This is a genomic window from Streptomyces sp. NPDC050842, from assembly GCF_044456565.1.
Taxonomy (GTDB): domain Bacteria; phylum Actinomycetota; class Actinomycetes; order Streptomycetales; family Streptomycetaceae; genus Streptomyces.
In genome coordinates this window covers 122,183-146,739 of sequence record NZ_JBITGA010000005.1, presented here as the reverse complement: position 1 = coordinate 146,739, position 24,557 = coordinate 122,183, and the positions used below count along the sequence as shown (strand labels likewise).

21 protein-coding genes and 2 tRNA genes are annotated in these 24,557 nt (G+C 72.4%); 15 read left to right on the top strand and 8 right to left on the bottom strand.

The features are described from left to right. Window positions 1–22 precede the first annotated feature (22 nt). Together ACIBG6_RS17625 and ACIBG6_RS17620 are read right to left on the bottom strand one after the other, a co-directional pair. Complete coding sequence (locus tag ACIBG6_RS17625; protein ID WP_399223495.1) at window positions 23–3,790, bottom strand: PAS domain-containing protein; 3,768 nt, start codon at window positions 3,788–3,790, stop codon at window positions 23–25. Window positions 3,791–3,907: 117 nt separating this feature from the next. After that, the gene (locus tag ACIBG6_RS17620; protein WP_399223494.1) at window positions 3,908–4,333 is read right to left on the bottom strand and encodes an SSI family serine proteinase inhibitor; all 426 of its coding nucleotides are present in this window, start codon (window positions 4,331–4,333) and stop codon (window positions 3,908–3,910) included. A gap of 289 nt (window positions 4,334–4,622) precedes the next feature. Here ACIBG6_RS17620 and ACIBG6_RS17615 point away from each other — a divergent pair. From ACIBG6_RS17615 to ACIBG6_RS17555, 13 genes are all read left to right on the top strand, one after another. Continuing rightward, a tRNA-Ser gene (locus ACIBG6_RS17615) sits at window positions 4,623–4,713 on the top strand. Between the two features lie 314 nt (window positions 4,714–5,027). After that, window positions 5,028–5,100: transfer RNA gene (locus ACIBG6_RS17610), tRNA-Arg, on the top strand. Window positions 5,101–5,199: 99 nt separating this feature from the next. After that, entirely contained in the window at window positions 5,200–5,565 is a 366-nt protein-coding gene (locus ACIBG6_RS17605; RefSeq protein WP_024756150.1) for a PH domain-containing protein, read from the top strand. Between the two features lie 124 nt (window positions 5,566–5,689). Next, on the top strand, window positions 5,690–6,526 hold the full coding sequence (locus ACIBG6_RS17600; protein WP_399223493.1) for a Bro-N domain-containing protein: 837 nt from the start codon (window positions 5,690–5,692) through the stop codon (window positions 6,524–6,526). Window positions 6,527–6,673: 147 nt separating this feature from the next. Then, the gene (locus ACIBG6_RS17595) at window positions 6,674–7,543 is read left to right on the top strand and encodes a DUF2797 domain-containing protein (RefSeq protein WP_399223492.1); all 870 of its coding nucleotides are present in this window, start codon (window positions 6,674–6,676) and stop codon (window positions 7,541–7,543) included. A gap of 74 nt (window positions 7,544–7,617) precedes the next feature. Beyond that, window positions 7,618–7,953 carry an antibiotic biosynthesis monooxygenase family protein gene (locus ACIBG6_RS17590; protein WP_399223491.1) on the top strand — a complete coding sequence of 112 codons (336 nt, stop codon included), beginning with the start codon at window positions 7,618–7,620 and terminating at the stop codon, window positions 7,951–7,953. After that, window positions 7,940–8,839: an amidohydrolase family protein gene (locus ACIBG6_RS17585; RefSeq protein ID WP_399223490.1), complete on the top strand. Its 900-nt coding sequence runs from the start codon at window positions 7,940–7,942 to the stop codon at window positions 8,837–8,839. Before ACIBG6_RS17590 ends, ACIBG6_RS17585 begins: the two co-directional genes overlap by 14 nt. A 78-nt stretch (window positions 8,840–8,917) precedes the next feature. Further along, window positions 8,918–9,661, top strand: coding sequence for a response regulator transcription factor (locus tag ACIBG6_RS17580; protein WP_384138139.1), 744 nt, complete (start codon window positions 8,918–8,920; stop codon window positions 9,659–9,661). 5 nt (window positions 9,662–9,666) lie between these two features. Beyond that, window positions 9,667–11,208, top strand: coding sequence for an ATP-binding protein (locus tag ACIBG6_RS17575; protein ID WP_399223489.1), 1,542 nt, complete (start codon window positions 9,667–9,669; stop codon window positions 11,206–11,208). A gap of 26 nt (window positions 11,209–11,234) precedes the next feature. Continuing rightward, window positions 11,235–12,527 carry a glycosyltransferase gene (locus ACIBG6_RS17570; protein WP_399223488.1) on the top strand — a complete coding sequence of 431 codons (1,293 nt, stop codon included), beginning with the start codon at window positions 11,235–11,237 and terminating at the stop codon, window positions 12,525–12,527. Continuing rightward, window positions 12,524–14,743 carry an ArnT family glycosyltransferase gene (locus ACIBG6_RS17565; protein WP_399223487.1) on the top strand — a complete coding sequence of 740 codons (2,220 nt, stop codon included), beginning with the start codon at window positions 12,524–12,526 and terminating at the stop codon, window positions 14,741–14,743. The genes ACIBG6_RS17570 and ACIBG6_RS17565 overlap by 4 nt, the downstream gene beginning before the upstream one ends. 74 nt (window positions 14,744–14,817) lie before the next feature. After that, window positions 14,818–16,362, top strand: a complete 1,545-nt coding sequence (locus tag ACIBG6_RS17560; protein WP_399223486.1) for an MFS transporter — start codon at window positions 14,818–14,820, stop codon at window positions 16,360–16,362. Between the two features lie 35 nt (window positions 16,363–16,397). Continuing rightward, window positions 16,398–17,168: a TetR/AcrR family transcriptional regulator gene (locus tag ACIBG6_RS17555; protein WP_399223485.1), complete on the top strand. Its 771-nt coding sequence runs from the start codon at window positions 16,398–16,400 to the stop codon at window positions 17,166–17,168. A gap of 81 nt (window positions 17,169–17,249) precedes the next feature. On the opposite strand, the gene ACIBG6_RS17550 is transcribed toward ACIBG6_RS17555, so the two are convergent. After that, the gene (locus tag ACIBG6_RS17550) at window positions 17,250–18,851 is read right to left on the bottom strand and encodes an MDR family MFS transporter (RefSeq protein ID WP_399223484.1); all 1,602 of its coding nucleotides are present in this window, start codon (window positions 18,849–18,851) and stop codon (window positions 17,250–17,252) included. Window positions 18,852–18,866: 15 nt separating this feature from the next. Then, window positions 18,867–19,310, bottom strand: coding sequence for a MarR family winged helix-turn-helix transcriptional regulator (locus ACIBG6_RS17545; RefSeq protein ID WP_399223483.1), 444 nt, complete (start codon window positions 19,308–19,310; stop codon window positions 18,867–18,869). 203 nt (window positions 19,311–19,513) lie between these two features. On the opposite strand from ACIBG6_RS17545, the gene ACIBG6_RS17540 reads away from it, so the two are divergent. Beyond that, window positions 19,514–19,762 carry a hypothetical protein gene (locus ACIBG6_RS17540; RefSeq protein WP_399223482.1) on the top strand — a complete coding sequence of 83 codons (249 nt, stop codon included), beginning with the start codon at window positions 19,514–19,516 and terminating at the stop codon, window positions 19,760–19,762. Window positions 19,763–19,831: 69 nt separating this feature from the next. Here ACIBG6_RS17540 and ACIBG6_RS17535 read toward each other — a convergent pair whose 3' ends face one another. Continuing rightward, window positions 19,832–20,443: a TetR family transcriptional regulator gene (locus ACIBG6_RS17535; protein ID WP_399224001.1), complete on the bottom strand. Its 612-nt coding sequence runs from the start codon at window positions 20,441–20,443 to the stop codon at window positions 19,832–19,834. Between the two features lie 90 nt (window positions 20,444–20,533). Between ACIBG6_RS17535 and ACIBG6_RS17530 the strand changes: the two genes are divergently transcribed. Further along, entirely contained in the window at window positions 20,534–21,469 is a 936-nt protein-coding gene (locus ACIBG6_RS17530) for an oxidoreductase (protein WP_399223481.1), read from the top strand. Here the strand turns inward: ACIBG6_RS17530 and ACIBG6_RS17525 are convergent. The 3 genes from ACIBG6_RS17525 to ACIBG6_RS17515 all read right to left on the bottom strand — a co-directional run bounded on the left by ACIBG6_RS17525 (window position 21,456) and on the right by ACIBG6_RS17515 (window position 24,414). Continuing rightward, window positions 21,456–22,316 carry a hypothetical protein gene (locus ACIBG6_RS17525; protein WP_399223480.1) on the bottom strand — a complete coding sequence of 287 codons (861 nt, stop codon included), beginning with the start codon at window positions 22,314–22,316 and terminating at the stop codon, window positions 21,456–21,458. The genes ACIBG6_RS17530 and ACIBG6_RS17525 overlap by 14 nt on opposite strands. Window positions 22,317–22,379: 63 nt before the next feature. After that, entirely contained in the window at window positions 22,380–23,333 is a 954-nt protein-coding gene (locus tag ACIBG6_RS17520) for an RNA polymerase sigma factor SigF (protein ID WP_399223479.1), read from the bottom strand. A 235-nt stretch (window positions 23,334–23,568) separates the two neighbouring features. Beyond that, complete coding sequence (locus ACIBG6_RS17515; RefSeq protein ID WP_399223478.1) at window positions 23,569–24,414, bottom strand: RNA polymerase sigma factor SigF; 846 nt, start codon at window positions 24,412–24,414, stop codon at window positions 23,569–23,571. Window positions 24,415–24,557: the final 143 nt, after the last annotated feature.

Genomic DNA, 24,557 nt, shown 5'->3' with positions numbered 1-24,557 from the left:
TCCTCATGCCCTGTCCTCTGCCCTAGTTGGTGCCGATCTTCGCGAGCAGGTCGACGATCCGGGCCTGGACCTCGGTGCTGTTCGACCGCTCGGCGAGGAAGAGGACCGTCTCACCGGAGGACAGCTTCGGCAGCTCCTCCTCGTCGAGGTCGGCCGAGGTATAGACGACGAGCGGCGTGCGGTTCAACTGCCCGTTCGCACGCAGCCAGTCGATGATCCCGGCCCGTCGGCGGCGCACCTGCATCAGGTCCATCACGACGAGGTTCGGCCGGGTCTGGGTGGCCAGCGTGACCGCTTCGGTGTCCGTCGCCGCCCGGGCGACCTGCATCCCGCGCCGCTCCAGGGTGGCGGCGAGCGCCTCCGCGATGTCGTCGTGCTCCTCGATCAGCAGGACCCGGGACGGGTGCTGCTCGCTGTCGCGGGGCGCGAGCGCCTTGAGGAGTACGGCCGGATCGGCGCCGTACGCGGCCTCCCGGGTCGCCTGCCCGAGGCCTGCCGCGAGCAGCACCGGCACCTCGGCGGCGACGGCGGCCTGGCGCAGCGACTGGAGCGCGGTACGGGTGATGGGCCCGGTCAGCGGGTCGACGAAGAGCGCGGCCGGGAAGGCGGCGATCTGGGCGTCGACCTCCTCGCGGGAGTGCACGATCACCGGGCGGTAGCCGCGGTCGCTGAGCGCCTGCTGGGTGGAGACGTCGGGCGCGGGCCAGACGAGCAGCCGGCGCGGGTTGTCGAGCGGCTCGGGGGGCAGCTCGTCGTCGACGGGCCGCGGCGCGGGGCGGTTGGCGACCTCGACCGCGCCACCGGGGCCGTCGAGCGGCTCGGGACCTTCGGCGGAGCCCTCCGCGGGCGCCCCTATGGCGTAGGCGCGCCCCTCGGGAGCGGCCGGGGCGAGCCCGAGCGCGGCCTCGGGGGAGGACTGCGGGTGCGGCTTGGCCGCGTTCTCGGCGGCCGGTACGGGGAGCGCCGCGGGCGCCGGCGGGTCGACCTCCGGCGGGGTGGCGAGCTTGCGCCGCCGCCCGGAGCCGTTGGAGGGGTTGGAGGACGCGGGGGCCGCCGGAGCCACCGGGACAGCAGGGGCCACAGGCGCCACGGGGGCCGAAGGGGCCACTGGGGTCACAGGGGCAGCCGCAGGGGCCGCGACGGCCGGTGTGGCGGGAGCCGCCGGAGTGGCGGGAGCGGCGGGAGCCGCCGGAGTGGCGGAGGCGGCCGCCGGCGGGACGAAGGGAACGCCCTGCCCGAGGGTGCGCACGCTGAACGCGCGCCCCTGGGTCGAGTCCTTCGACACCGTCATCGGCATGGGCAGCTCGGGCGGCAGCGGTACGGAGCCGGTGCCCGTTCCGGAGCCGGTGCCGCTCTGCGGCGCGGGCGGCGGCGGTGCCATGGCCCGGCGGCGACCGCTCGGCTCGGGCAGCGGCTGCGGCTGCTGCGCGAGGTGCGGATGGTGCTGCGGGGGCGTGTGGTCGGACCCCGGGACACCGCGTACGGCCTCGTGCCGCCCCTCGTCGGAGACGGGCAGCGCGGCGGAGCCCGGAACCGGAACCGGCGCGGGAGCGGGTACGGAGGCGGATGTGGTCTCGGGGCGGTCCACGTCGGCCGGCGGGAGCGCGAACGGCGTCCGGGGGCCGGCCTCTGCCGCCGCGGCCCGCTCCTGCGCGGCGGCCAGCGCCCGCCGGCGGCGCCCGCTCGGCTGGGCGGCCGGTACGTCGCCGCCGGAGGCGACGGCGGGCAGGGCCAGGGCAGGACCGTGTGCGGCCGCGACCGCGTGCGCGTTCACGTGCTCGGCGGCGGCGACACCCTGCGGAGGCACGGCGGCGCCCAGCGCGGCACGCCCCTGCGCGCCCTCGGCAGCGGTCACCACGGACCCCTCGGCGGGACGGCCACGGCGGCGCCCGGTGGGCTCGACCGCGGGCCCGGCCGACGGAAGGGAGGCGGGCACGGAAGCCGGGAGCGCGGGCATGGCGGAGCTGTCGGCGGCGGCGTTCTGCTGGGCGGGGATCAGCTCGGCGGGGCCGGCCGACTCTCCCGTACGGGCACGACGGCGACCGCCCGACTCGGCGGCCTCCGGGGCGACCGGGCTCTCCAGGAAGGCGTCCGTGGAGGCGCGCCGGGCCCGGCGCCGTCCGCCGCCGGAGGTCTCGCCCTCGGCGCCCGTGGCCTGCGCGGGAAGGGCCGGGACGTCCCGCGAGGGAGAAGCGGAGACGGAGGGAACAGGACTGGCCGCAGCTGCGGGGACAGTGCCCCGCCCGGTCCCGAGCGGGACCTCGAGGACGTACGCGCCGCCGCTCGTCCCGGGCACCTCGTGGGTCTGCACGACACCGCCGTGCGCCGCCACGATCCCGCGCACGACCGGCCCGTGGACCGGGTCGCCGCCCGCGTACGGGCCGCGGACCTCGATGCGTACGACGTCTCCGCGCTGGGCGGCCGCGACGACGATCGTGGAGTCGACCGGACCGGCGCCCTGCGCGGCAGCCCGGTTCTTGCCGGTCGCGTCGACGCCGGCGACGTCCGCGACGAGGTGCGCGAGCGCGGTCGCGAGCCGGTCCGGGTCCACCTCGGCCTCGATCGGCGGCGCGTGCACGGCGAACTGCGCGCGGCCGGGCCCGATCAGCTCGACGGCCCCGTCGATGCCGGCCGTCACGACCCCGTCGAGGAGCGCGACCCGCCGGTCGAGCTTCTCCGCGCCCGCGTCCAGGCGCTGGTAGCTCAGGACGTTGTCCACGAGCGCGGTCATCCGGGCGTAGCCGGCGGTCAGGTGGTGCAGCACCTGGTTGGCCTCGGGCCACAGCTGCCCGGCGTCGTCGGCGGCGAGCGCGCCCAGCCGGCTGCGCAGCTCCTCCAGGGGACCGCGCAGCGACTCGGCGAGGACGGCGGTCAGCTGCTCGTGCCGGGCGGCCAGCGAGGCGTACCGCTCCTGCTGCGTCTCCCGCTCCACCGCGTGCCGTTCGGCGCGGTCGGCGAGTTCGGCGGTGTGCTGCTCCTCGAGCTGCTCGTACGGCCTGCGGTCGGTGAAGGTCATCACCGCGCCGACGAGCTGGTCCCCGTCCCGTACCGGGGCGGTCGTCAGGTCGACCGGCACCCGGTCGCCCTTCTTCGCCCACAGCACCTGACCGCGCACCCGGTGCTTGCGCCCGGACTTGAGGGTGTCGGCGAGCGGCGACTCCTCGTACGGGAAGGGCTCGCCGTCGGCGCGGGTGGCGAGGATCAGCGGGTGCAGCTCCTGGCCGCCGAGCTCACCGGCGCGGTAGCCGAGGATCTGCGCGGCGGCGGGGTTGACGAGGACGACCCGGCCGTCGGTGTCCGTACCGACGACGCCCTCGGACGCGGCGCGCAGGATCATCTCGGTCTGGCGCTGCGAGCGGGCGAGTTCGGCCTCGGTGTCGAGGGTGCCGGTGAGGTCCCGGACGACGAGCATGAGCAGCTCGTCGCCGGTGTAGCCGCTGTACGAGTCGTAGGCCTCGCGGCCGTCCTCCAGGCTGGCGCTGGTCACCTCGACGGGGAACTCGCCGCCGTCCGTGCGGCGGGCGATCATCCGGGTCGGCTTGGTGCGGCCGCGCTCGTCGGTGCCTTCGGGGCGGCGCATGGAGCCGGGGATGAGGCGCGAGTCGAAGCCGGGCAGCAGATCGAGCAGGCCACGGCCCACGAGCGCGGTGCCGGGCGTCTCGAACATGCCGAGGGCGATCGTGTTGGCGTTGACGACCGTGCCATTGCAGTTGACGAGCACGAGGCCGTCAGGAAGGGCGTCGAGTATGGCTGCGAGGCGAGCAGCGCCTCGGGATGGCCTGCTGCTCACGACGACGGTTCCTCCCTGACCCACTGCACGTGCTTGCCTGTCGGCAGGCGGGCCCCATCTTGCCCCTCGGGCCGCAGCCTGTCACGGAGGGAGTCTAAGGGAGCCGCCGCCCGCCGTTCATTGTCCGAGGGCGGGAAGGACCGGCTGGAGGTCGGTCCAGCGGTCGATCTCGCAGCCGTTGACGCGGGAGAAACGGGCGTCGATCTCGCGGCCCTGCCAGGTGCCGGTGACGTGCGCGACGGCGTCCCCGCCGTGCACCTGGGTGCAGAACGCGTCCTGCGGAACGGCCTTGAACGGGTTCGTGCCCGCCTTCGCGTGCTCCTCCAGTCGCGCGCAGGCGTCCTCGGCGTCCGGGTGCGTCCCGCCGGCCTGGTCGTCGCAGGTCAGCTCGAACGTGCCGTCGGCGCCGTGACGGCCGCTCTCGGCGACCGTCACGGTCAGCGTGTCGGGCGGGGAGAGCAGGGGCAGCGGCGGCAGGGGGCCGAGTCCGGCGGTCCCGGCGGCGGTGGTGGCGAGGGTCGCGAAGAGGAGGCGGCGCAACATACGAATCTCCAGGAGCTGCGGGATACGGCGACGGACGACGGACACGTACAGGGATGCGGGTACGGGGGCGGTCCTCGGCGTCCCGCCCCTTCTCACTAACGCTCCGGGCGTGGGGGCGTTGCGCAAGCGGGGTGCGCCGGGTGGGCGGCACGGGGCGCGGCGGGGCTCGCGGGGCTCGCGGGGCTTTGCCCTGGACCCCGGAGGCCTAGTACGGTGAGAATCGATTGGTGACAGCCGGTTCGCCTGTGTCATCATCTGCACGCACCACTCGCGTATGCGCGAGGTGCATGGAGGCGTCGCCTAGTCCGGTCTATGGCGCCGCACTGCTAATGCGGTTTGGGTCTTAAAGCCCATCGAGGGTTCAAATCCCTCCGCCTCCGCCCCTACCGAAGCCCCGGCCCCACGGCCGGGGCTTCGGCCGTTCCAGGGGCCGACGCTCAGGCCGTTCCCGGGGTCGGGGCCTTGGCCGTTCCCAAGGCATGTGACCCCGGTCTCTTTCGGCGCGTTTCCGCCCCGAGCACCCCCGCCGGCGACCTCTGGCCACCGACTCCCCGAACCTCCCCCGAGCAGCGTTTTCGCAGGTCACAAGGGGTGGAGTGAATGGATTTCACATGACGGCGGCAGTCATGTAATGTTCTTCCTGTCGCCGCGAGCGGGCCGAAAGGCCGGGGAGCGAAGACAGAAAACAAAACAAGCACTCGTAGCTTAACGGATAGAGCATCTGACTACGGATCAGAAGGTTGCAGGTTCGAATCCTGCCGAGTGCACATGAGCGAGAGGCCCCGGACAAGAGTCCGGGGCCTCTTGCGTTGGGGTCGGTCGGGGTCTGATGATCGTTCTTTCTCTTCATCAGTGGGGGTTGGAACATGGCGCTCTTCGGGAACGCGCACGCGATCGATCCGGCGCAGGCGCAGCAGGACTTCGCGCGGCTGCTCGGGCAGGGGGAGCAGGTGCACGCCGCGTACCTGCTGATCCGCGACACGATCTTCTTCACCGACCGGCGCCTGGTGCTCGTCGACAAGCAGGGCATCACCGGCAAGAAGGTCGAGTACCACTCGATCCCGTACCGGAGCATCACGCACTTCGCCGTCGAGACCGCCGGCACCTTCGACCTCGACGCCGAGCTGAAGATCTGGATCTCGGGCAACGCCGTGCCCGTCCAGAAGACCTTCACCAAGGGCGTCGACATCTACGAGGTGCAGGCGATCCTGACGCAGTTCGTCGCGAAGTAGCGGTCAAGCAGGGAGGAAGGCCCCCGGGGATCCCGGGGGTCTTCCCCTTTTGGGTGAACCTGTCTGATTTGCATGTCAGTTGAATATGCCCTCGGCCTAGCTTGCGAGGCGGAGGTGATGATCGATGGATGCGATCGACATCGATGACATGGTGTACGTCGCCACCGGGGCGCGTCTGCGGAGGCTGACCGCGCCGGACGGGACGCACTGGTTCCCGGTCGTGGACGTGGCGAGGCGGCTGGGGTACGCGGGGACGCGGGAGGCGCTGCGGACGGTGGTGCTGCCCGAGAGGTGCCTGGCGGGGGCGGGGGAGCTCGCCGGGAGCGCCGCGATACTCGCCCTCAGCGGCGTCAGGGCCTCGGCGCGGATGGTGAACGTTCCGGGGCTCGTCCAGCTGGTGGGGGCGTGCCGGAGGCCGGAGGCCGGGCCGTTCCGGGCGTGGGTCGCGGAGGTCGTGACGGCGGTCCAGCGGGACGGCGGATACGGGCTCGAACCCTCGCCTGTCCGGTCCGGGTTCCTCCTGCCGCCGGAGCTCGTCGACGCGCTCGTGCGGCTGGAGGGCGAGTTCGACGAGCAGGCCGCCCTGCACGCCGCGTACGAGGAGTACACCGACCGCGCGGAGCTGCTCCGCGAGACACGCGAGAACCTCGCAAGGGTCGCCGACTCCCTTGCGCGTCTCTCCGTGCCCCGGCAGCGCACCGGCGCCGCCGTCGTCGCGCTCACCCCGCACCAGCTCGTCGAGTCCTGGGCCATCACCGGCGACACCCGGACCGTCGCCTGCTGTCTCGCGCCCGGGCTCGTGCGGGGCGGTGTCCGCTACCGGCCCCAGGACGTCACCCTCCGGACCGGTCTGTCCGGCGAGCGCGTCCGCGACTGCGTCCGGATCCTTCTGGAGCGCGGCTGCATGCGTGAGGTGGGTGATCCGGACCCCGACGGTGCCCGGATCTATGTGCTGCCCTGAGCCTGAGCCGGGGCCGGGGCCGGGGCCGGGGCCGGGGCCGGGGCCGGGGCCGGGGCCGGGGACGGGGACGGGGACGGGGACGGGGACGGGGACGGGGACTGGCGTGGCGGAGACTGGACTCCACAGCTGGTAGGGAGGCGTGGGCCGGTGGAGTGGTGGTGTCGGGGGCTCGGGTGGAGTGGTGGGGTGCCCGGGTTGCGGTGGCGGGGTGGGAGGGTCAGCGCCCTCGCGTACGGGCAGGGGCTTGCCTTTCAGGCCGTCGGCGTGCGGCGGTGTCCTGGCGCTCGGGGCAATCCCTGTCCCCTGGAGGCCGTCGTGTCCGGGCGGGCCACCGGTGGCCGGTGCGCCGAGTGTGCACGGCTCGACCGGGCGCACTCGGTCGCGGCGGACACCCTGCTCGACGATCCTCGGCCGTACCGCGTCTATCTCGCCTGGTTCGGGCCCGGCATGACCAAGGTCGGGATCACCGCCGAGGCCCGTGGCGAGGCCCGGCTCCTGGAGCAGGGCGCGGTCGCCTTCAGCTGGCTCGGACGGGGGCCTCTCATGGCCGCGCGCCGGACCGAGGAAGTGCTGCGGCAGGCGCTCGGCGTCCCCGACCGGATCGCGTACGAGCGGAAGCGGGCCGTACGGCACGTCCTGCCGCCCGTCGAGGAACGTGCCCGGGAGGTCCAGGAGCTGCACCGGCGCGCGCGGGAGGTCGGCGGGTGGACGGAGACCCTGGAACCGCTCGACTTCGTTGCTCGCGACCACGCCGAGGCCTTCCATCTGGACGGGCTGCAGCCGCTCGGCGGGACCGTCACCGAGCTCGTCGACGGCGGTGTCGTCACCGGGCGCCTGCTCGCCGCCGCCGGGCCCGATCTGCACCTGCTCGACCCCGGCGGGCGCTGCGTCGTCCTCGACACCCGGCTCATGGGGGGATGGGCCCTCCGGGGGGTCGGGGAGGCGGGTGCCTTCTCGGTGCCGGTGGCCGCTGTGGCCGGTGCGGAGCCCGAGAGTGCCCAGGGCGAACTCTTCTGACGCTTCGTAAAGTCTTGGATCCCTTTGGCCTGCGACCGTGGACATCCCGGCCCGGCCCGGACGAGGGTGATCACATGACCCAGAAGCTGGTGGCGGGCCTGGAACCGCCCTACTACACCGCCCTGTTCACTTCCGTTCGTCCCGACGCGCCCGAGGGCTACGCCGAGACCTCCTCCCGCATGCAGGAGATCGTCAAGGACATCCCCGGGTTCCTCGGCTACGAGTACGCCCGTACCCCCGGCGGCATCGGCATCACCGTCGCCTACTTCCGCGACCTCGAATCCCTCGACGCCTGGCGTCTCGACACCGAGCACCAGGCCGCCAAGACGCACGGCCGGGAGCACTGGTACGAGAGCTACAGCGTCCACATCGGCAAGGTCGAACGGAGCTACAGCTTTGAGCGGGAATAGCCGGAGTAGCGAGAGTGACGACATCCGGGCGCTGGTCGCGCGGCTCGGAATTCCTGGGCTCGTCGATGTGCACACGCACTTCATGCCGCAGAACGTCCTCGACAAGGTCTGGGCCTACTTCGACTCCGCCGGCCCCCTGACGGGCCTGGAATGGCCCATCACCTACCGCGAGGAGGAGGACCGCCGGCTCGCGATCCTGCGCGGTTTCGGGGCCGTCGCCTTCACCGCGATGCTCTACCCGCACAAGCCCGGCATGGCCGCCTGGCTGAACGCCTGGGCCGCCGACTTCGCCGCCCGCACCCCCGACTGTCTGCACACCGCGACCTTCTTTCCCGAGCCGGGCGTCGACACGTATGTCCGTGAGGCGCTCGGCGCCGGCGCCCGCGTCTTCAAGGTGCACCTCCAGGTCGGCGGGTTCGACCCGACGGACCCCCTGCTCGACAGCGCGTGGGGAGCCCTCGCCGACAGCGGTACGCCCGTCGTCGTGCACTGCGGGTCCGGGCCCACCCCGGGCACGTTCACCGGCCCGGAGCCCATGGGGCGGCTCCTCGCCCGCCACCCCCGGCTGCGGGTGATCGTCGCGCACATGGGCATGCCCGAGTACGGCGAGTTCCTGGCCATGGCCGAGAGGTACGAGGGCGTCTGCCTCGACACCACCATGGCCTTCACCGACTTCAGCGAGCGGCTCGCGCCCTTCCCCACGGCGGAGCTCGGGCGGCTCGCCGACCTCGGTGACCGCATCCTCCTCGGCTCCGACTTCCCGAACATCCCCTACCCCTACGTCCACCAGCTCCACGCCCTCGAACGCCTCGGGCTCGGGGACGACTGGATGCGGCGCGTCCTGTACGAGAACGGCGCCGCGTTGTTTCACGTGAAACACCCCTGAGGCCCGCCCGAGGCCTTTCTCAGGGAATTCACAGGAAAGGGCAAGGGGGCTCTCAGCGGCGGTGGAGAGCGTGGGCGCATGACCGTCACCACGCGCCGCCCCGGCACCCGCGCCGACATGCTCCGTGCCGACGGCACCGCCGTCCGCGTCCTCGTCGTCGACGACGAGGCCTCGCTCGCCGAGCTCCTCTCCATGGCCCTCCGCTACGAGGGCTGGCAGGTGCGGAGTGCCGGTGACGGCGCCGCCGCCCTGCGCTCCGTACGCGAGTTCCGGCCCGACGCCGTGATCCTCGACGTGATGCTCCCCGATGCCGACGGGCTCAGCCTGCTGGGCTCGATCCGGCGTGAGCTCCCGGACGTTCCGGTCCTCTTCCTGACGGCGAAGGACGCCGTCGAGGACCGGATCGCCGGGCTCACCGCCGGCGGCGACGACTACGTCACCAAGCCCTTCAGCCTGGAGGAGGTCGTCGCCCGGCTGCGCGGCCTCATCCGCCGGTCCGGCGCCGCGCAGGCGCGCAGCGAATCGCTGCTCGCCGTCGGGGACCTCACCCTCGACGAGGACAGCCACGAGGTCACCCGGGGCGGAGACTCGATCCACCTCACCGCCACCGAGTTCGAGCTGCTGCGCTACCTCATGCGCAATCCGCGCCGGGTGCTCAGCAAGGCGCAGATCCTCGACCGCGTCTGGTCGTACGACTTCGGCGGCCAGGCCAACGTCGTCGAGCTCTACATCTCCTACCTGCGCCGGAAGATCGACGCGGGCCGTGCGCCGATGATCCACACCCGTCGCGGGGCCGGGTACCTCATCAAGCCGGGGGAGTAGCGCCCGTGCCCGTACGACGTCGGCGGCCGTGGTCGCTGCGCACCCGGCTGGTCGTCTCGGCGGTCGCGCTGATCGCGGTCGTCGCGGCCGTGATCGGGACGGTGACGACCATCGCCTTCCGCTCGTACCTGTACGACCAGGCCGACGAGCAGCTGAACAGCGTCTCGATGCGGGCTTCGGGCCCGCCGGTCGCCATGGGTTCCCCTCCCGGCATGCCCGACCCGGGCCGGGTGAAGGACCCACTCGCGTTCGTCCAGTCCGGCGCCCGGATCGGCACCCTCGGCGCCGAACTGGTGGACGGCGAGATGACCACGGCCGGGTACTCGGCGGAGGCCGCGTCCGAGGATGCCGGGGAGTTCGGACGGAACGTCCAGACCACAGCGCTCGACGCGGCCCAGCGGGCCGCGCTCGCCGCCGTCCCCCGCGACAGCGAGCCGCACACCGTCGAACTGCCCGGCGGCCTCGGGTCCTACCGGGTCGAGTACGCCTCCGGGGAACGTGGTTCGTTCCTCACCGGCATTCCGCTCACCGAGGTCGAGGACGCCCTCTCCACCCTCGTCCTCGTCGAGCTGAGCGTCACCGGCGCCGGGCTCGTCGCGGCCTCCATCGCCGGGACCGTGCTGGTCCGGGTGGCGCTGCGCCCGCTGCGGCGGGTCGCCACCACCGCCGGCCAGGTCGCCCAGCTCCCGCTGCACAGCGGCGAGGTGGCGCTCCATCAGCGGGTCCCGGAGACGGAGGCCGATGCGCGGACCGAGGTCGGCCAGGTCGGCGCGGCCATCAACCGGATGCTCGACCACGTCCACTCGGCCCTCGACGCCCGCCAGCAGAGCGAGACCCGCGTCCGGCAGTTCGTCGCGGACGCCAGCCACGAGCTGCGGACCCCGCTCGCCTCGATCCGGGGGTACGCGGAGCTGACCCGGCGCGGCCGGGAGGAGTGCGGGCCCGACACCCGGCACGCGCTGGGCCGGATCGAGTCCGAGGCGACCCGGATGACGGGGCTTGTGGAGGACCTCCTGCTGCTCGCGCGGCTCGACACCGGACGCCCGCTCTCGTACGAGAGCACCGATGTCGTCCCCCTCGTCGTGGACGCCGTGAGCGACGCACGGGCCGCCGGGCCCGAGCACCACTGGCGCCTCGAACTGCCCGCGGACGGCGAGGCCGTGACCGTGCGGACCGACGGCGCCCGCCTCCAGCAGGTGCTCGTCAACCTCCTCGCCAACGCCCGCACCCACACCCCGCCCGGCACGAAGGTCACCGCCCGCGTCCGGTCGGACGGGCCGAGCGCGCTCGTCGACATCGAGGACGACGGACCCGGCATCCCGCCCGGGCTCCTGCCGTCCGTCTTCGAACGGTTCGCGCGCGGCGACGCCTCCCGCTCCCGGCACGCCGGCTCCACCGGCCTCGGCCTGGCCATCGTGCGCGCGGTCGTCCTCGCCCACGGCGGCGACGTGACCGTCGTGAGCACGCCGGGGAGGACCGTGTTCACGGTGCGCCTGCCCGCGGATCAGGACTCACAGCGAGGGCACAGGCTCATCACACAGCCGTGACAGCGGCCCCGGCGAGTGTCGGTGTCATGCGAACCCCAACGATCGCGGGCCCCGCGTCCGGGACTCCCGGCGCCCTTCCCGCCCGGGAGCACCTGCCGGTGAGCGTCGCCGGAAGGCCCGTCCTGGACGTGGTGATCCCCGTCTACAACGAGGAGAAGGACCTGGAGCCGTGCGTCCGCCGGCTCCACGAACACCTCCTCCGGACCTTCCCGTACGGCTTCCGCATCACCGTCGCCGACAACGCCTCCACCGACACGACGCCCGCCGTCGCCGCGGCCCTCGCCGACGAGGTGCCCGAGGTGCGCTCCGTACGGCTTGAGCAGAAGGGGCGCGGCCGGGCGCTGCGGACGGTCTGGTCCGCATCGGACGCCCCCGTCCTCGCCTACATGGACGTCGACCTGTCGACCGACCTGAACGCCTTGCTCCCGCTGGTCGCGCCGCTCATCTCGGGCCACTCGGACCTGGCGATCGGCTCCCGGCTCGCCCGCTCCTCGCGGGTGGTGCGCGGGCCGAAGCGGGAGTTCATCTCGCGGGCCTACAACCTCATCCTGCGCGGCTCGCTCGCCGCCCGCTTCTCCGACGCCCAGTGCGGGTTCAAGGCCATACGGCGGGACGTCGCCGAGCGGCTCCTCCCGATGGTCGAGGACACCGGCTGGTTCTTCGACACCGAGATGCTGGTCCTCGCCGAGCGGGCCGGGCTCCGTATCCACGAGGTGCCGGTCGACTGGGTCGACGACCCCGACTCGACCGTGCACATCATGAAGACGGCCACCGACGACCTCAAGGGCGTGTGGCGGGTCGGGCGGGCCCTGGCGACCGGCTCGCTGCCCCTCGACCGGCTGGCCCGGCCCTTCGGGGACGACCCCCGGGACCGTGACCTCAGCGGAGTGCCGGGCGGTCTCGCGCGCCAGCTCGTCGGCTTCTGCGTGGTCGGCGCGCTGTCCACGCTCTTCTACGTCGCGCTGTACTCGGCCTTCCGCCTCGGCGTCGGCCCACAGCTCGCCAACGCAGCCGCGCTGCTCGTCTCGGCCGTCGCCAACACGGCGGCCAACCGGCGCCTGACCTTCGGGGTACGGGGCCGGGACCGGGCCGTCCGCCACCAGGCGCAGGGGCTCGTGGTCTTCGCCATCGGCCTGGCCCTGACGAGCGGTTCACTCGCCGCTCTGGGCGCGGCGACCGGCGATCCGGCGCACTCCACGGAGCTCGCCGTCCTGATCGTCGCCAATCTCGCCGCGACCGTCCTGCGCTTCCTCCTCTTCCGGCTCTGGGTCTTCCCCGAGCGGTCCACCCCGCAGACCTCCGCAAGGAACGACCGATGACCACGATGTCCACCGCGGCCCACGCCGCGCCGTCCCGCGGCGGCCCTCTCGCCCGGCTCTGGCGCGGGCGCACCGGGGACGCCCCCTGGGTCCGGCCCGCCTTCCTCGGGCTGCTCGCCGTGACCACCGCGCTCTACCTCTGGAACCTGAGCGCCTCCGGCTACGCCAACTCCTTCTACTCGGCGGCCGTCCAGGCGGGCGGCGAGAGCTGGAAGGCCTTCTTCTTCGGCTCCCTCGACGCGGCCAACGCCATCACCGTCGACAAGCCCCCGGCCGCCCTGTGGCCGATGGCGCTCTCCGTCCGCCTCTTCGGGCTCGGCTCCTGGCAGATCCTGGTGCCCGAGGTGCTGATGGGCGTGGCCACGGTCGCCGTGCTGTACGCGGCCGTCCGGCGCCGGTTCGGCGCGGGCGCCGGTCTGATCGCGGGCGCGGTGCTCGCGCTGACGCCCGTCGCCGCGCTGATGTTCCGCTTCAACAACCCGGACGCGCTGCTCGCGCTGCTCATGACGGTCGCGGTCTACTGCGTGCTGCGCGCCCTGGAGCAGGAGAAGGGCGCGGCGAAGTGGCTGGTCTGGGCCGGGGTGGCCTTCGGGTTCGCGTTCCTCGCGAAGACCCTCCAGGCCTTCCTGATCCTGCCGCCGCTCGCGCTCGTCCACGGGGTGTGCGCGCCGGGCGCGATCGGCCGCCGCATCGGCCGGCTCGCCCTCGCCGGGCTCGCGATGATCGTGTCGGCGGGCTGGTGGGTGGCCCTGGTCGAGCTGTGGCCCGCGGCCTCCCGCCCGTACGTCGGAGGCTCGCAGAACAACAGCTTCCTCGAGCTGACCTTCGGCTACAACGGCCTCGGCCGGATCAACGGCAACGAGACCGGCAGCGTCGGCGGCGGTGGCCGCGGCGGCGGCCAGGGTGGTGGCTGGGGCGAGACCGGGATCGGCCGGATGTTCAATGACGCGGTCGGCGGTCAGATCTCCTGGCTGCTCCCGGCGGCGCTGATCCTGCTCATCGCGGGGCTCGTCGTCACCTGGCGGGCGCCCCGGACGGACACGGCGCGTTCGGCGTTCCTGGTGTGGGGCGGCTCGCTGCTGATCACGCTCGCCGTCTTCAGCTTCATGGCCGGCATCTTCCACGAGTACTACACGGTGGCCCTGGCCCCGTACGTCGCGGCGCTCGTCGGCATGGGCGCGGCGGTGCTCTGGGAGGAGCGCACGAGGTGGCTCGCCTCGGCGGCCCTCGCGGTGACGGTCGCGGCGACGGCGGTGTGGGCCTGGACGCTCCTCGGCCGTACGCCGGACTGGCTGCCGTGGCTGCGCTGGGCGGTCCTGGTGGCGGGTGCGGTGGCCGCGGTGGCGCTGCTGTTCGCGGGCCGGATCGACCGGCGGCTCGGGCTCGCGGTGGCCGGCCTCGGGCTTGCGGCGGGGCTCGCGGGCCCGTTCGCGTACACCCTGGAGACGCTGGGCTCCGGGCACCAGGGCTCGATCGTCACGGCGGGCCCGTCGGGCGGCGCGATGGGCGGCCGTGGCGGCCCGGGCGGCGGCGGTATGCGGTCGTTCGAGAGGGGGGCGATGCCTCCGGGCGGCCAGGGCCAGGCAAGCCAAGGCGGCCAGGGAGGCCAAGGCCAGGGCGGCCAAGGCGGTCAGGGGCAAGGTCAGATGCCCGGCGGTCAGGGCGGTCAGGGACAGATGCCGGGTGGCCAGGGTGGCCAGATGCCCGGCGGCGGCACCCCGCCCCAGGGCATGACCCGTGGTGAAGGCGGCCCCGGTGGCATGGGCGGTGGCGGCGGCATGGGCGGTCTCCTCAACGGCGCCAGCGTCGGTACGGAGGCGAAGACCGCGCTCCTCGCGGACGCCGACGCCTACACCTGGGTCGCGGCCACGGTCGGCGCCCAGAACGCGGCCAGCTACCAGCTCGCCACCGAGAAGCCCGTGATGGCGATCGGCGGCTTCAACGGCAGCGACCCGTCCCCGACGCTCGCCCAGTTCAAGCAGTACGTCGCCGAGGGGAAGATCCACTACTTCATCGGCGGCAGCGAAGGCGGCACCGGCGAAGGCGCCACCGGTGAAGGCGCCACAGGCGGCGGCCGCATGGGCGGCGGCGGTCCCGGCGGCAACTCGGAGATCTCCACCTGGGTCTCGGAGACCTTCGAGAAGGTCACGATCGGCGGCGTCACCTTCTACGACCTGACCACGTCAAAGGCCACGACGAAGGCCACGACGAACTAATCGCTATACAGCGTACGAGAGTCCTTGTACGGTGTACGAGACCCAGTCCCGTACACCGTACAAGGAGTCCTGCCATGACGGCGCCGACCGCCGCGACCGAGCAGATAGCCACCGGTGGCCACCCGCAGCGCTGGCTGATCCTCGGCGTCATCTGCCTCGCCCAGCTCACCGTGCTGCTCGACAACACCGTGCTCAGCGTCGCCATCCCCTCGCTGACCTCCGAACTCGACGCGACCACCACCGACATCCAGTGGATGATCAACGCGTACTCGCTCGTCCAGTCCGGCCTCCTGCTGAGCGCGGGCAACGCCGCCGACCGCTACGGCCGCAAGAAGCTCCTCGCCGCCGGCCTCGCGCTCTTCGGCCTCGGCTCGCTCGCCGCCGGACTCGCCGACTCCACCACGCAGCTCATCGCCGCCCGTGCGGGCATGGGCGTCGGCGGCGCGCTCCTCATGACCACCACCCTCGCCGTCGTCATGCAGATCTTCGACGACTCCGAGCGGGTCAAGGCCATCGCGCTCTGGTCCACGGTCGCCTCGCTCGGCTTCGCCGGCGGGCCGCTGATCGGCGGCGTGATCCTCAACCACTTTTGGTGGGGAATGATCTTCCTCATCAATATCCCGGTCGCGGTCCTCGCGCTCGTCGCCGTCCTCAAGCTGGTCCCCGAGTCCAAGAACCCGCAGGGCGACCGCCCCGACCTGCTCGGCGCGCTGCTCTCCACGATCGGCATGACGGCCGTCGTGTACGCGATCATCACCGGCCCCGAGCACGGCTGGCTCTCCGCCGAGGTCCTCGTCCCGGCCGTCATCGGCCTCCTCGGGCTCGGCGCCTTCGCGCTGTGGGAGCTCCACACCCCGTACCCGATGCTCGACATGCACTTCTTCCGCAACCAGAAGTTCGTCGGCGCCATCGGCGGCTCGATCCTGGTCGTGTTCGGCATGGGCGGCTCGCTCTTCCTGCTCACCCAGCACCTGCAGTTCGTGCTCGGGTACGAGCCCCTCGAGGCGGGTCTGCGGATGGCGCCGCTCGCGCTGACGATCGTCGCCCTCAACCTGACGGGCATCGGCCCGCGGATCGTCATGAAGCTCGGCACCCCGCCCACCGTCGTCCTCGGCATGACCCTGGTCGCCGGCGGCCTCACGTCGATCTCGCTGCTCGGTGGCGGTACGGACGGCAGCTACTGGGGCATGCTGCTCGGCCTGGTCCTGATGGGCGGCGGCATCGCCGTCTCGTCCCCGGCCATGGCCAACGCGATCATGAGCTCGATCCCGCCGGAGAAGGCGGGCGTGGGCGCCGGTATCAACGGCACCCTCGCCGAGTTCGGCAACGGCCTCGGCGTCGCCGTCCTCGGCGCCGTGCTCAACGCCCGCTTCGCCGCCCTGGTCGCCGTCACCGCGACCTCGCTCCCGGCCGCGCTCGCCGCCGCGGGCAGCGAGGCCGAGCGCCAGGAGATCTCCGACGCCTTCGCCTCAGGCCTCCAGACCAGCCAGCTGGTCGGCGCGATCGCCGTCTTCGCCGGCGGTCTGGTCGCCGCGGCCCTCCTCAGGCGGGCCGAGCGGACGGAGGCCGAGGCCGCGGGGGCGGCCGAAGCGGCGGAACGGATCGAGACGGCTGCTTAGCATGGTGACGGACCGCTGACAGACGGAGGAACGCGATGGTCAAGGCAGCAGACAGGGCCAGGAACCCGGCGCGTTCCAGCGTCTGGCTGGAGGCGAAGGCCCCCCGCAGCGGCGGCGGTCCGGCCGGACTCGACCGGGACCGGATCGTCGCCGCGGCGATCCGGATGCTCGACGAGGAGGGCTTGGCCGGGCTGTCGATGCGCAAGCTCGCGACCGAGCTGAAGGTCACCGCGATGTCCCTCTACTGGTACGTGGACACCAAGGACGACATCATCGAGTTCGCCATGGACAGCGCCTACGGCGAGTTCGACCTCGCGGCGATCGACGCCGCCGACGGCTGGCGGGACATGATCCGGGTGCTCGCCCTGGGATACCGCCGGATGCTGGTCCGCCACCCGTGGATGTCGCCGAGCGCCGGGCGGTACCTGAACATCGGCCCGCACGCGATCGCGGTCGGCGCCAAGATCCAGGAGGCGATCGGGCGCACCGGCCTGCCGGTCGACCGTCAGCCCAGCGCGACGTCGGCGGTCTTCCAGTTCGTGTACGGCTACGGGACGATCGAGTCCCAGTTCGGGCGGCGTGCGGCGGAGGCCGGGATGTCGCAGGACGACTTCTACGTGGAGTCCGTCAAGGCCTTCCGCGACAATCCGGGCTTCGTGGACGCCATCGAGCCCATGGCGGAGATCCTCGACGCGCGGGCCGCGCACGGCAGCGTCACCGAGATGTGGGACCGGGACTTCGCCTACGCCCTGGACGTCCTGGTCGCCGGCATCGAGACCATGGTTTCCCGTGAAACCAAGAAATGACGGAGCGGCGGGCCGTCCCCTGCCCGCCGCTCCGTTCCCGACCCGGCCGCGCCTCCGCTCGAAGCGCGGCCGGGAGCTTCTCTAGCCCTCCTCGGAGGCCGTCACCGTGCTGCTCTTCAGGGCGACTTCCTTGATGAACAGGGTCACCACGAAGGCCAGCAGCGCGAACGGCGCCGAGTAGAGGAAGACGTCGCCGACGCCGTGTCCGTACGCGCTCTCCATGACCGTACGGATCGGGCCCGGCAGCTTGTCCATGTCCGGGATCCCGCCGCCCGAGCCGGCCTGGCCCATGGCGCCCGCGGCCTTCGGGCCGAGCTCGGCCAGGCCCTCCTTGACGTAGTCCGTGACCCGGTGGGCCATGACCGCGCCCAGCGCCGAGACGCCGATCGCACCGCCGAGGGAGCGGAAGAAGGTGACGACGGAGGAGGCGGCGCCGAGGTCGGCGGGGTCCACCTGGTTCTGGGTGCAGAGCACGAGGTTCTGCATCATCATGCCGAGGCCGAGGCCGAGGACCGCCATGAAGATCGCGATGTGCCAGTACGTCGTGTCGTAGCGGATCGTGCCGAGCATCCCGAGCCCGCCGGCGGCCAGGGCGCCGCCGCTGACCAGCCACGCCTTCCACTTGCCGGTCTTCGTGATGATCATGCCGGAGGCGGTCGACGAGACGAACAGGCCCGCGATCATCGGGATGGTGAGGACGCCGGACATCGTCGGCGACTCGTTCCGCGCCAGCTGGAAGTACTGGCTGAAGAAGACCGTGCCGGCGAACATCGCGACACCGACGAAGAGCGAGGCGAGCGACGCCAGGGTGATCGTGCGGTTGCGGAAGAGGCGGAGCGGGATGATCGGCTCGCTCGCCTTCGACTCGACGAGCAGGAAGATCCCGCCGAGCGCGATCGAACCGAGCACCATGGCGGCGGTCTGCCAGGACATCCAGTCGTACTTGTCGCCCGCGAAGGTCACCCAGATGAGGAGCAGGGAGACGGCGGCGCTGATGAAGAAGGCGCCGGCCCAGTCGACCTTGACCTTGCGCTTCACGACGGGGAGCTTGAGGGTCTTCTGCAGGACGACCAGCGCGATGAACGCGAAGGGCACGCCGACGTAGAAGCACCAGCGCCAGCCGAGCCAGTCGGTGTCGGTGATGACGCCGCCCAGCAGCGGGCCGCCGACGGTGGCGACGGCGAAGGTCGCGCCGAGGTAGCCGCTGTACCGGCCGCGCTCACGCGGGGCGATCATCGCGGCCAGGATGATCTGGGAGAGCGCGGTCAGACCGCCGACGCCGATGCCCTGGACGACACGGCAGGCGATGAGCATGCCGGTGCTCTGCGAGAGACCGGCGACGACCGAGCCCGCCACGTAGATGATCAGGGCTATCTGGACGAGCAGCTTCTTCGAGAAGAGGTCCGCGAGCTTGCCCCAGAGCGGGGTGGTCGCGGTCATCGAGAGGAGCGCGGCGGTGACCACCCAGGTGTAGGCGGACTGGCCGCCGCCCAGGTCGGTGATGATCTGGGGGAGGGCGTTGGAGACGATCGTCGAGGACAGGATGGCGACGAACATGCCGAGCAGCAGGCCGGACAGCGCCTCCATGATCTGCCGGTGCGTCATCGGGGCGCCGCCGCCGGCGGTGTCCCCTTGCTGGGCGCTCCCGCCGCGCACACCGGTGGCAGGTGTGGTGGTAGCCATCAAGTTCCTTCGTTCTCAAGCGTGGTGGGCCCGGCAGTCCCCGAAGGAGTCGCGGAGGCGGGCAAGCAGGTCGGTGAGCAGTTCGACGTCGTCGTCGGACCACTCGGCGAGGGTGCGGGCGAGCATGTCCGTCAGCCGTCGGTCGAGGACGGCGAGCATGGACTCGCCCGCGGAGGTCAGGTGCAGGATGCGGGAGCGCTTGTCGGCGGGGTCGGGCAGTCGCTCGACCCAGCCGCGGTCCACGGTGTGGGCCACGTGACGGCTGCTGACCGACATGTCGACGGCCATCAGTTCGGACACGCGGCCGATCCGCATGTCGCCGTGGTGGTGGAGCAGGGCGAGGACGATGGCGGACCCGCCGGGGCACTCGGCAGGCAGGGTCCGCGCGAGTCCGCGCTTCACCGCTCCGATCGCGCTCACCTGGCGGGCGAGGTTCTCGTAGCGCTTGCCTCTGTCCATCGGATCCTTCGGGTCCTTCCGGTCCATCGGGTCCATCGGGTCCTTCGGGCACTCCACTGATGTTGTTGCTTAGGGCAACGATAGAGATGGATGGTTGCTTCAGGCAAACTAAATCGGTCAAACAGCGCTAAAGAATCGGCAAAGGGCTGTGGGGAGTGACGGGGCTTGGGCCCCCCACCCGCACTTCGCTAGGGTCCTGGCTCATGGCACACAACCCCCAAGCACCGTACGGCCAGGGCCAGGCACCCCAGGGGCAGGGCCCCGAGGGCTACGACCCCGCCGGCAGCACGCAGATGTTCCGCGCCTTCGTCGACGAGGGTGCTCCGCAGCGGCAGCAGCCGCAGGCGGCGGCCCCGGCCTCGGCCCCCGCCGGGCCGCGCGTCGGCCTGATCGTCGGCGTCGTCGCGGTGATCGCCGTCCTGGCGGCCGTCGCCTGGCTGGCCCTGGGCTGACCGCTCGTCCCTACACCACACCCCGGACGGGCCGGGTCCGCATCACGCGGACCCGGCCCGTCTCGGCTTTCACGGCGTCTCTCGGTCCAGGGCGGGGGCGAGCAGCGTGAAGGCCCGGCCGATGAGCGCCGTCGGGTCCTCGGTGTCCCCGTCGCCGCTCCAGTGGTGCAGCACCGTGTCGAACGCGGCGATGGCCATGCCCGCGGCCAGCCGCGGATAGAGCTCCACCTCGGGGTCGAGCCCCAGGCGCCCCGCGAGCTCCTCCGTCAGCTCCTCCCGCCACCGCGCCTCGTGCTCCAGGAAACGGGCGAGCAGCGCGGGCGTCCGCAGGATCAGCCTGACCACCGGCAGCGCGCGCTCGGCGTGGTCGCCGCAGACGGACAGGGGTACGGAGACGGCGTGCAGCAGCGCCTCGGAGGGGCGCTCCCCGGCGGGCCGGGCGGCGAGCCCCGCGCGCATGTCGGCGCCCATGTCGGCCAGGAACTGGACGACCACGTCCTCCTTCGACGCGAAGTACCGGAAGAACGTGCGCTTGGAGACGCCCGCGGTGGTCGCGATCTCGTCGACCGTGACCGCGTCGAAGCCCCGGAGGGCGAGCAGCTGGAGCGCCGCCTCGGTCAGCTCGGTCGCGACGAGCTGTCGTTTGCGCTGGGCCAGGGTGACTTCGGGGCGGGTGCTCACAGGGCTCACGGGGAGATGGTAACGCGGTGCCCTCGATGACACCAGGGCGCGCGCTTGACACTCGGTGACACTAACGGCAGCGTGTGTCGCATGACCAAGAAGCAGAGCTGGACCGCCGACCGGATCCCGGACCAGACCGGACGGGTCTTCGTCGTCACCGGAGCCACCAGTGGCCTCGGCCTCGCGACGACCCGAGCGCTGGCCCGCCGGGGCGGACGCGTGATCCTCGCCGTACGGGACGAGGAGAAGGGCCGCGAGGTCGTGGACGGCCTGATGGCGGCGGGGTCAGGACCCCTGCTCGACGTACGGCGGCTCGACCTCGCCGACCTCGACTCGGTACGCGCCTTCGCCGCCCGCCTGCGCGAGGAGCACCGCCACCTCGACGTGCTCGTCAACAACGCGGGCGTGATGGCACCGCCCCGCACCCTCAGCGCCCAGGGGCACGAGCTCCAGTTCGCCACCAACCACCTCGGCCACTTCGCGCTCACCGGGCTGCTCCTCGACCTGCTCGCCGCCGGCCGGGACCCCCGGGTGGTCACCGTCAGCTCGATCAACCACCGGCAGGGCAGCCTCCGTTTCGACGACCTCGGCGGCGAGCGCGGCTACGCGCCCATGGCCTTCTACAACCAGTCGAAGTTCGCCAACGCCGTCTTCGGCCGCGAGCTCCACCGCCGCCTGGCCGAGGCCGGAAGCCCGGTCCGCAGCGTGCTCGCCCACCCCGGCTACACCGCGACGAGCCTCCAGACCCGGGACACGCGCGGTCTGACGCGGCTGGTCTTCGGGCGCATCGGCAATCCGCTGCTCGCCCAGGCCCCGGAGCGGGGCGCGCTGCCCCAGCTGTACGCGGCGACCGCCCTGGACGTGGCGGGCGGCGAGTTCATCGGCCCGGACGGTCCGGCCGAGCTGCGGGGCGCGCCGACCCGCGTGCGGCTCTCGGACGCGGCGGCCGACGCCGGCACGGGGCGCCGGCTGTGGGAGGTGTCGGAGGGCCTGACCGGGGTGCGCTTCCCGGTCACTGCCAGCTGACGGTGACCTGCCGGGTGTCGATCCGCATGCCCAGCGGCACCCGCCAGGAGTCCACGCACACGCGGTACGTCTGCGTCCGCGCCGTCCCGGCGGCGATCGGCGCGGGCAGGGCCTGGCTGGAGGCGACCGTCGCCCAGTCGACGCCGAGGGCCCCGATGACGTGCGTGGCGAAGGTGACCGTGCCCGAACGGGCCGCCGTGCCACCGGTGTTCCGGAAGGTGACGGTCACCTGCTCGCACCAGCGCCGGTCGGCGTCCGCGAGAGTGGGCGCGGAGACGGTGAGCAGGGCGGGCGCGGGCGGGGCCGTGGGCGACGGCGAAGGGCGGCCCGGTGTCGTGGGCGGGGCCGTGGAGGGGCCGGTGCCGGGTGCGCTGGAAGGGGTACGGGGCGGGGTGCCGCCCCCGGTACCAGGAGCCGCACTGGAGCTGCCGGAGGTGGCGGGCGCGGAGGTCACCGGAGCCGTACCCGACTCCGTACCGGAAGAACCCGAGCCGCCGGAGGTCCCGGACGTACCGGAGGTCCCGGGACCGGCGGAGGGCGCCGTGTTCCCGCCCGCCGCATCCGACGACGACGGCGGCGACGACGGCGACAGCGCCAGGGGTGGCGGCGACGGGGATGACGGCGACGACGGGGCAGGCGCCGGGGACGACGTACTGGACGTCGTCCCGCTCGCCGTGGGGCTGTCCAGGGGGACCAGCGTGACCGCGCCCGAGGGGGCGACCGCGCCCCTCGGGGAGGGGCCGGCGCCGACCGCCGCGTACCCCTCGTCGTCTCCTCCGCCACAGGCGGTCAGCGCCCCGCCGAGGCAGAGCGCCACCGCCACGAGTCCCGGCTTCCTTCGCCTCATGGGCCACAGTCTGACTGACGGACCGTCAGTAAGGCGTGGTTTTCGGGAAGTCCGCCGACGGGATCAGTCGGAGATGAGGCCCTCGCGCAGCTGGGAGAGGGTGCGGGTGAGCAGCCGCGAGACGTGCATCTGGGAGATGCCGACCTCCTCGCCGATCTGCGACTGGGTCATGTTGGCGAAGAAGCGCAGCATGATGATCTGCCGCTCCCTGGGCGGCAGTTTGGCGAGCAGGGGCTTGAGCGACTCCCGGTACTCGACGCCTTCGAGCGCGGTGTCCTCGTAGCCGAGGCGGTCGGCGAGGGAGCCCTCGCCGCCGTCGTCCTCGGGCGAGGGGGAGTCGAGCGAGGAGGCGGTGTACGCGTTGCCCACGGCGAGGCCGTCGACGACGTCCTCCTCCGACACCCCGAGGACGGCGGCGAGTTCGGGGACGGTGGGGGAGCGGTCGAGCTTCTGCGCGAGCTCGTCGCTGGCCTTGGTGAGGGCGAGCCGCAGCTCCTGGAGCCGGCGCGGCACCCGCACCGACCAGGACGTGTCGCGGAAGAACCGCTTGATCTCGCCGACGACCGTCGGCATGGCGAACGTCGGGAACTCCACGCCCCGTTCGCAGTCGAAGCGGTCGATCGCCTTGATCAGGCCGATGGTGCCGACCTGGACGATGTCCTCCATCGGCTCGTTGCGGGAGCGGAAGCGGGCCGCCGCGTACCGCACGAGGGGGAGGTTGAGCTCGATGAGGGTGTCGCGGACGTAGGTCCGCTCCGGGCTGTCGGGGGCGGCACCTTCGTCGGTGAGGGCGCGGAGCCGCAGGAACAGGGAGCGCGAGAGGGTGCGGGTGTCGAGGGCGCCGGACGTGGCGGGCAGCGGCGGAGCCGTGCTCTCCACGGTGTCGACGACGCTCACGACGGCGGTTTCCGCGGAGCTCCCTGCGGAGCTTTCGGCCGCGGTCGGAGCCGTCGTCTGCGTGGGCACGGGAACGGGCGTGAGCGTGAGCACCTTCGAGCTGCCCAGTTCTGTGGACATGCCACCCCCTTGAGGTCGCGGACGGTCGCGGTGGCCGCGACCATCTGAGGAACGCAGCCTCCACCTGAATACCGGCGGCGGGGCTGCGGCAAACTCGGTTCCAGCAGAATGTCACATGTCGGCAACACGCTGTAGTGACTTGTCGACAAGCAGACGGTGCATTTCCGCAGGAAACAAGGGGTGTACGGCATTTGGGGTGCCGCAGAACTGCTCCGAACCGGTCTACCCGTTTCGGTTACGCCTCGATTCTGTTTGCGGATCTCAAACGCGCGAAGCTACGGGCGAGGAGCCTTGACACGTGCATCTGTGAGACGCCGAGTTCCTGACTGATCTGAGACTGGGTCAAATTGCTGTAGTAGCGCAGCATCAGGATCCGCTGCTCGCGCTCGGGCAGCTGGACGAGCAGGTGCCGGACGAGGTCGCGGTGCTCGACGCCGGCGAGCGCGGGGTCCTCGTAGCCGAGCCGGTCGAGCAGTCCGGGCAGCCCGTCGCCCTCCTGCGCCGCCTCCAGGGAGGTCGCGTGGTACGAGCGCCCGGCCTCGATGCAGGCGAGCACCTCGTCCTCGCCGATCCGCAGCCGCTCGGCGATCTCCGCGGTCGTGGGGGAGCGGCCGTGGGCGGTCGTCAGATCCTCCGTGGCGCCGTTCACCTGGACCCACAGCTCGTGGAGCCTGCGCGGCACGTGCACGGTCCGGACGTTGTCGCGGAAGTACCGCTTGATCTCGCCGACGACCGTGGGCATGGCGAAGGTCGGGAACTGCACGCCCCGGTCGGGGTCGAAGCGGTCGATGGCGTTGATCAGGCCGATGGTGCCGACCTGGACGACGTCCTCCATCGGCTCGTTGCGGGAGCGGAAGCGGGCCGCCGCGTACCGCACGAGCGGCAGGTTGGCCTCGATGAGGGCTCCGCGCACCCTGTGGTGCTCCGGAGTGCCCGGTTCCAGGTGTTTGAGCTGCCCGAAGAGCACCTGCGTGAGGGCGCGGGTGTCGGCGCCGCGGGTGCTCTGGGGGCGGGGGCGCGGGGTCTCCGCCCCACCTGCCTCGGGCTGGGGCGGGACTTGAGGCGCTGTACTGGCCGGCACGTTCACGCCACCCCTTTGGCTGGTCTTGCTGGTCGACTGGGTCAACTACGGTCAACTCATCCGTCAAAAGCGGTCATAGCATCACAAGACATGTCCACTGTGTGCAAGCACCGTATAGCCACGTGTTGAGGGCATGTGGGAGC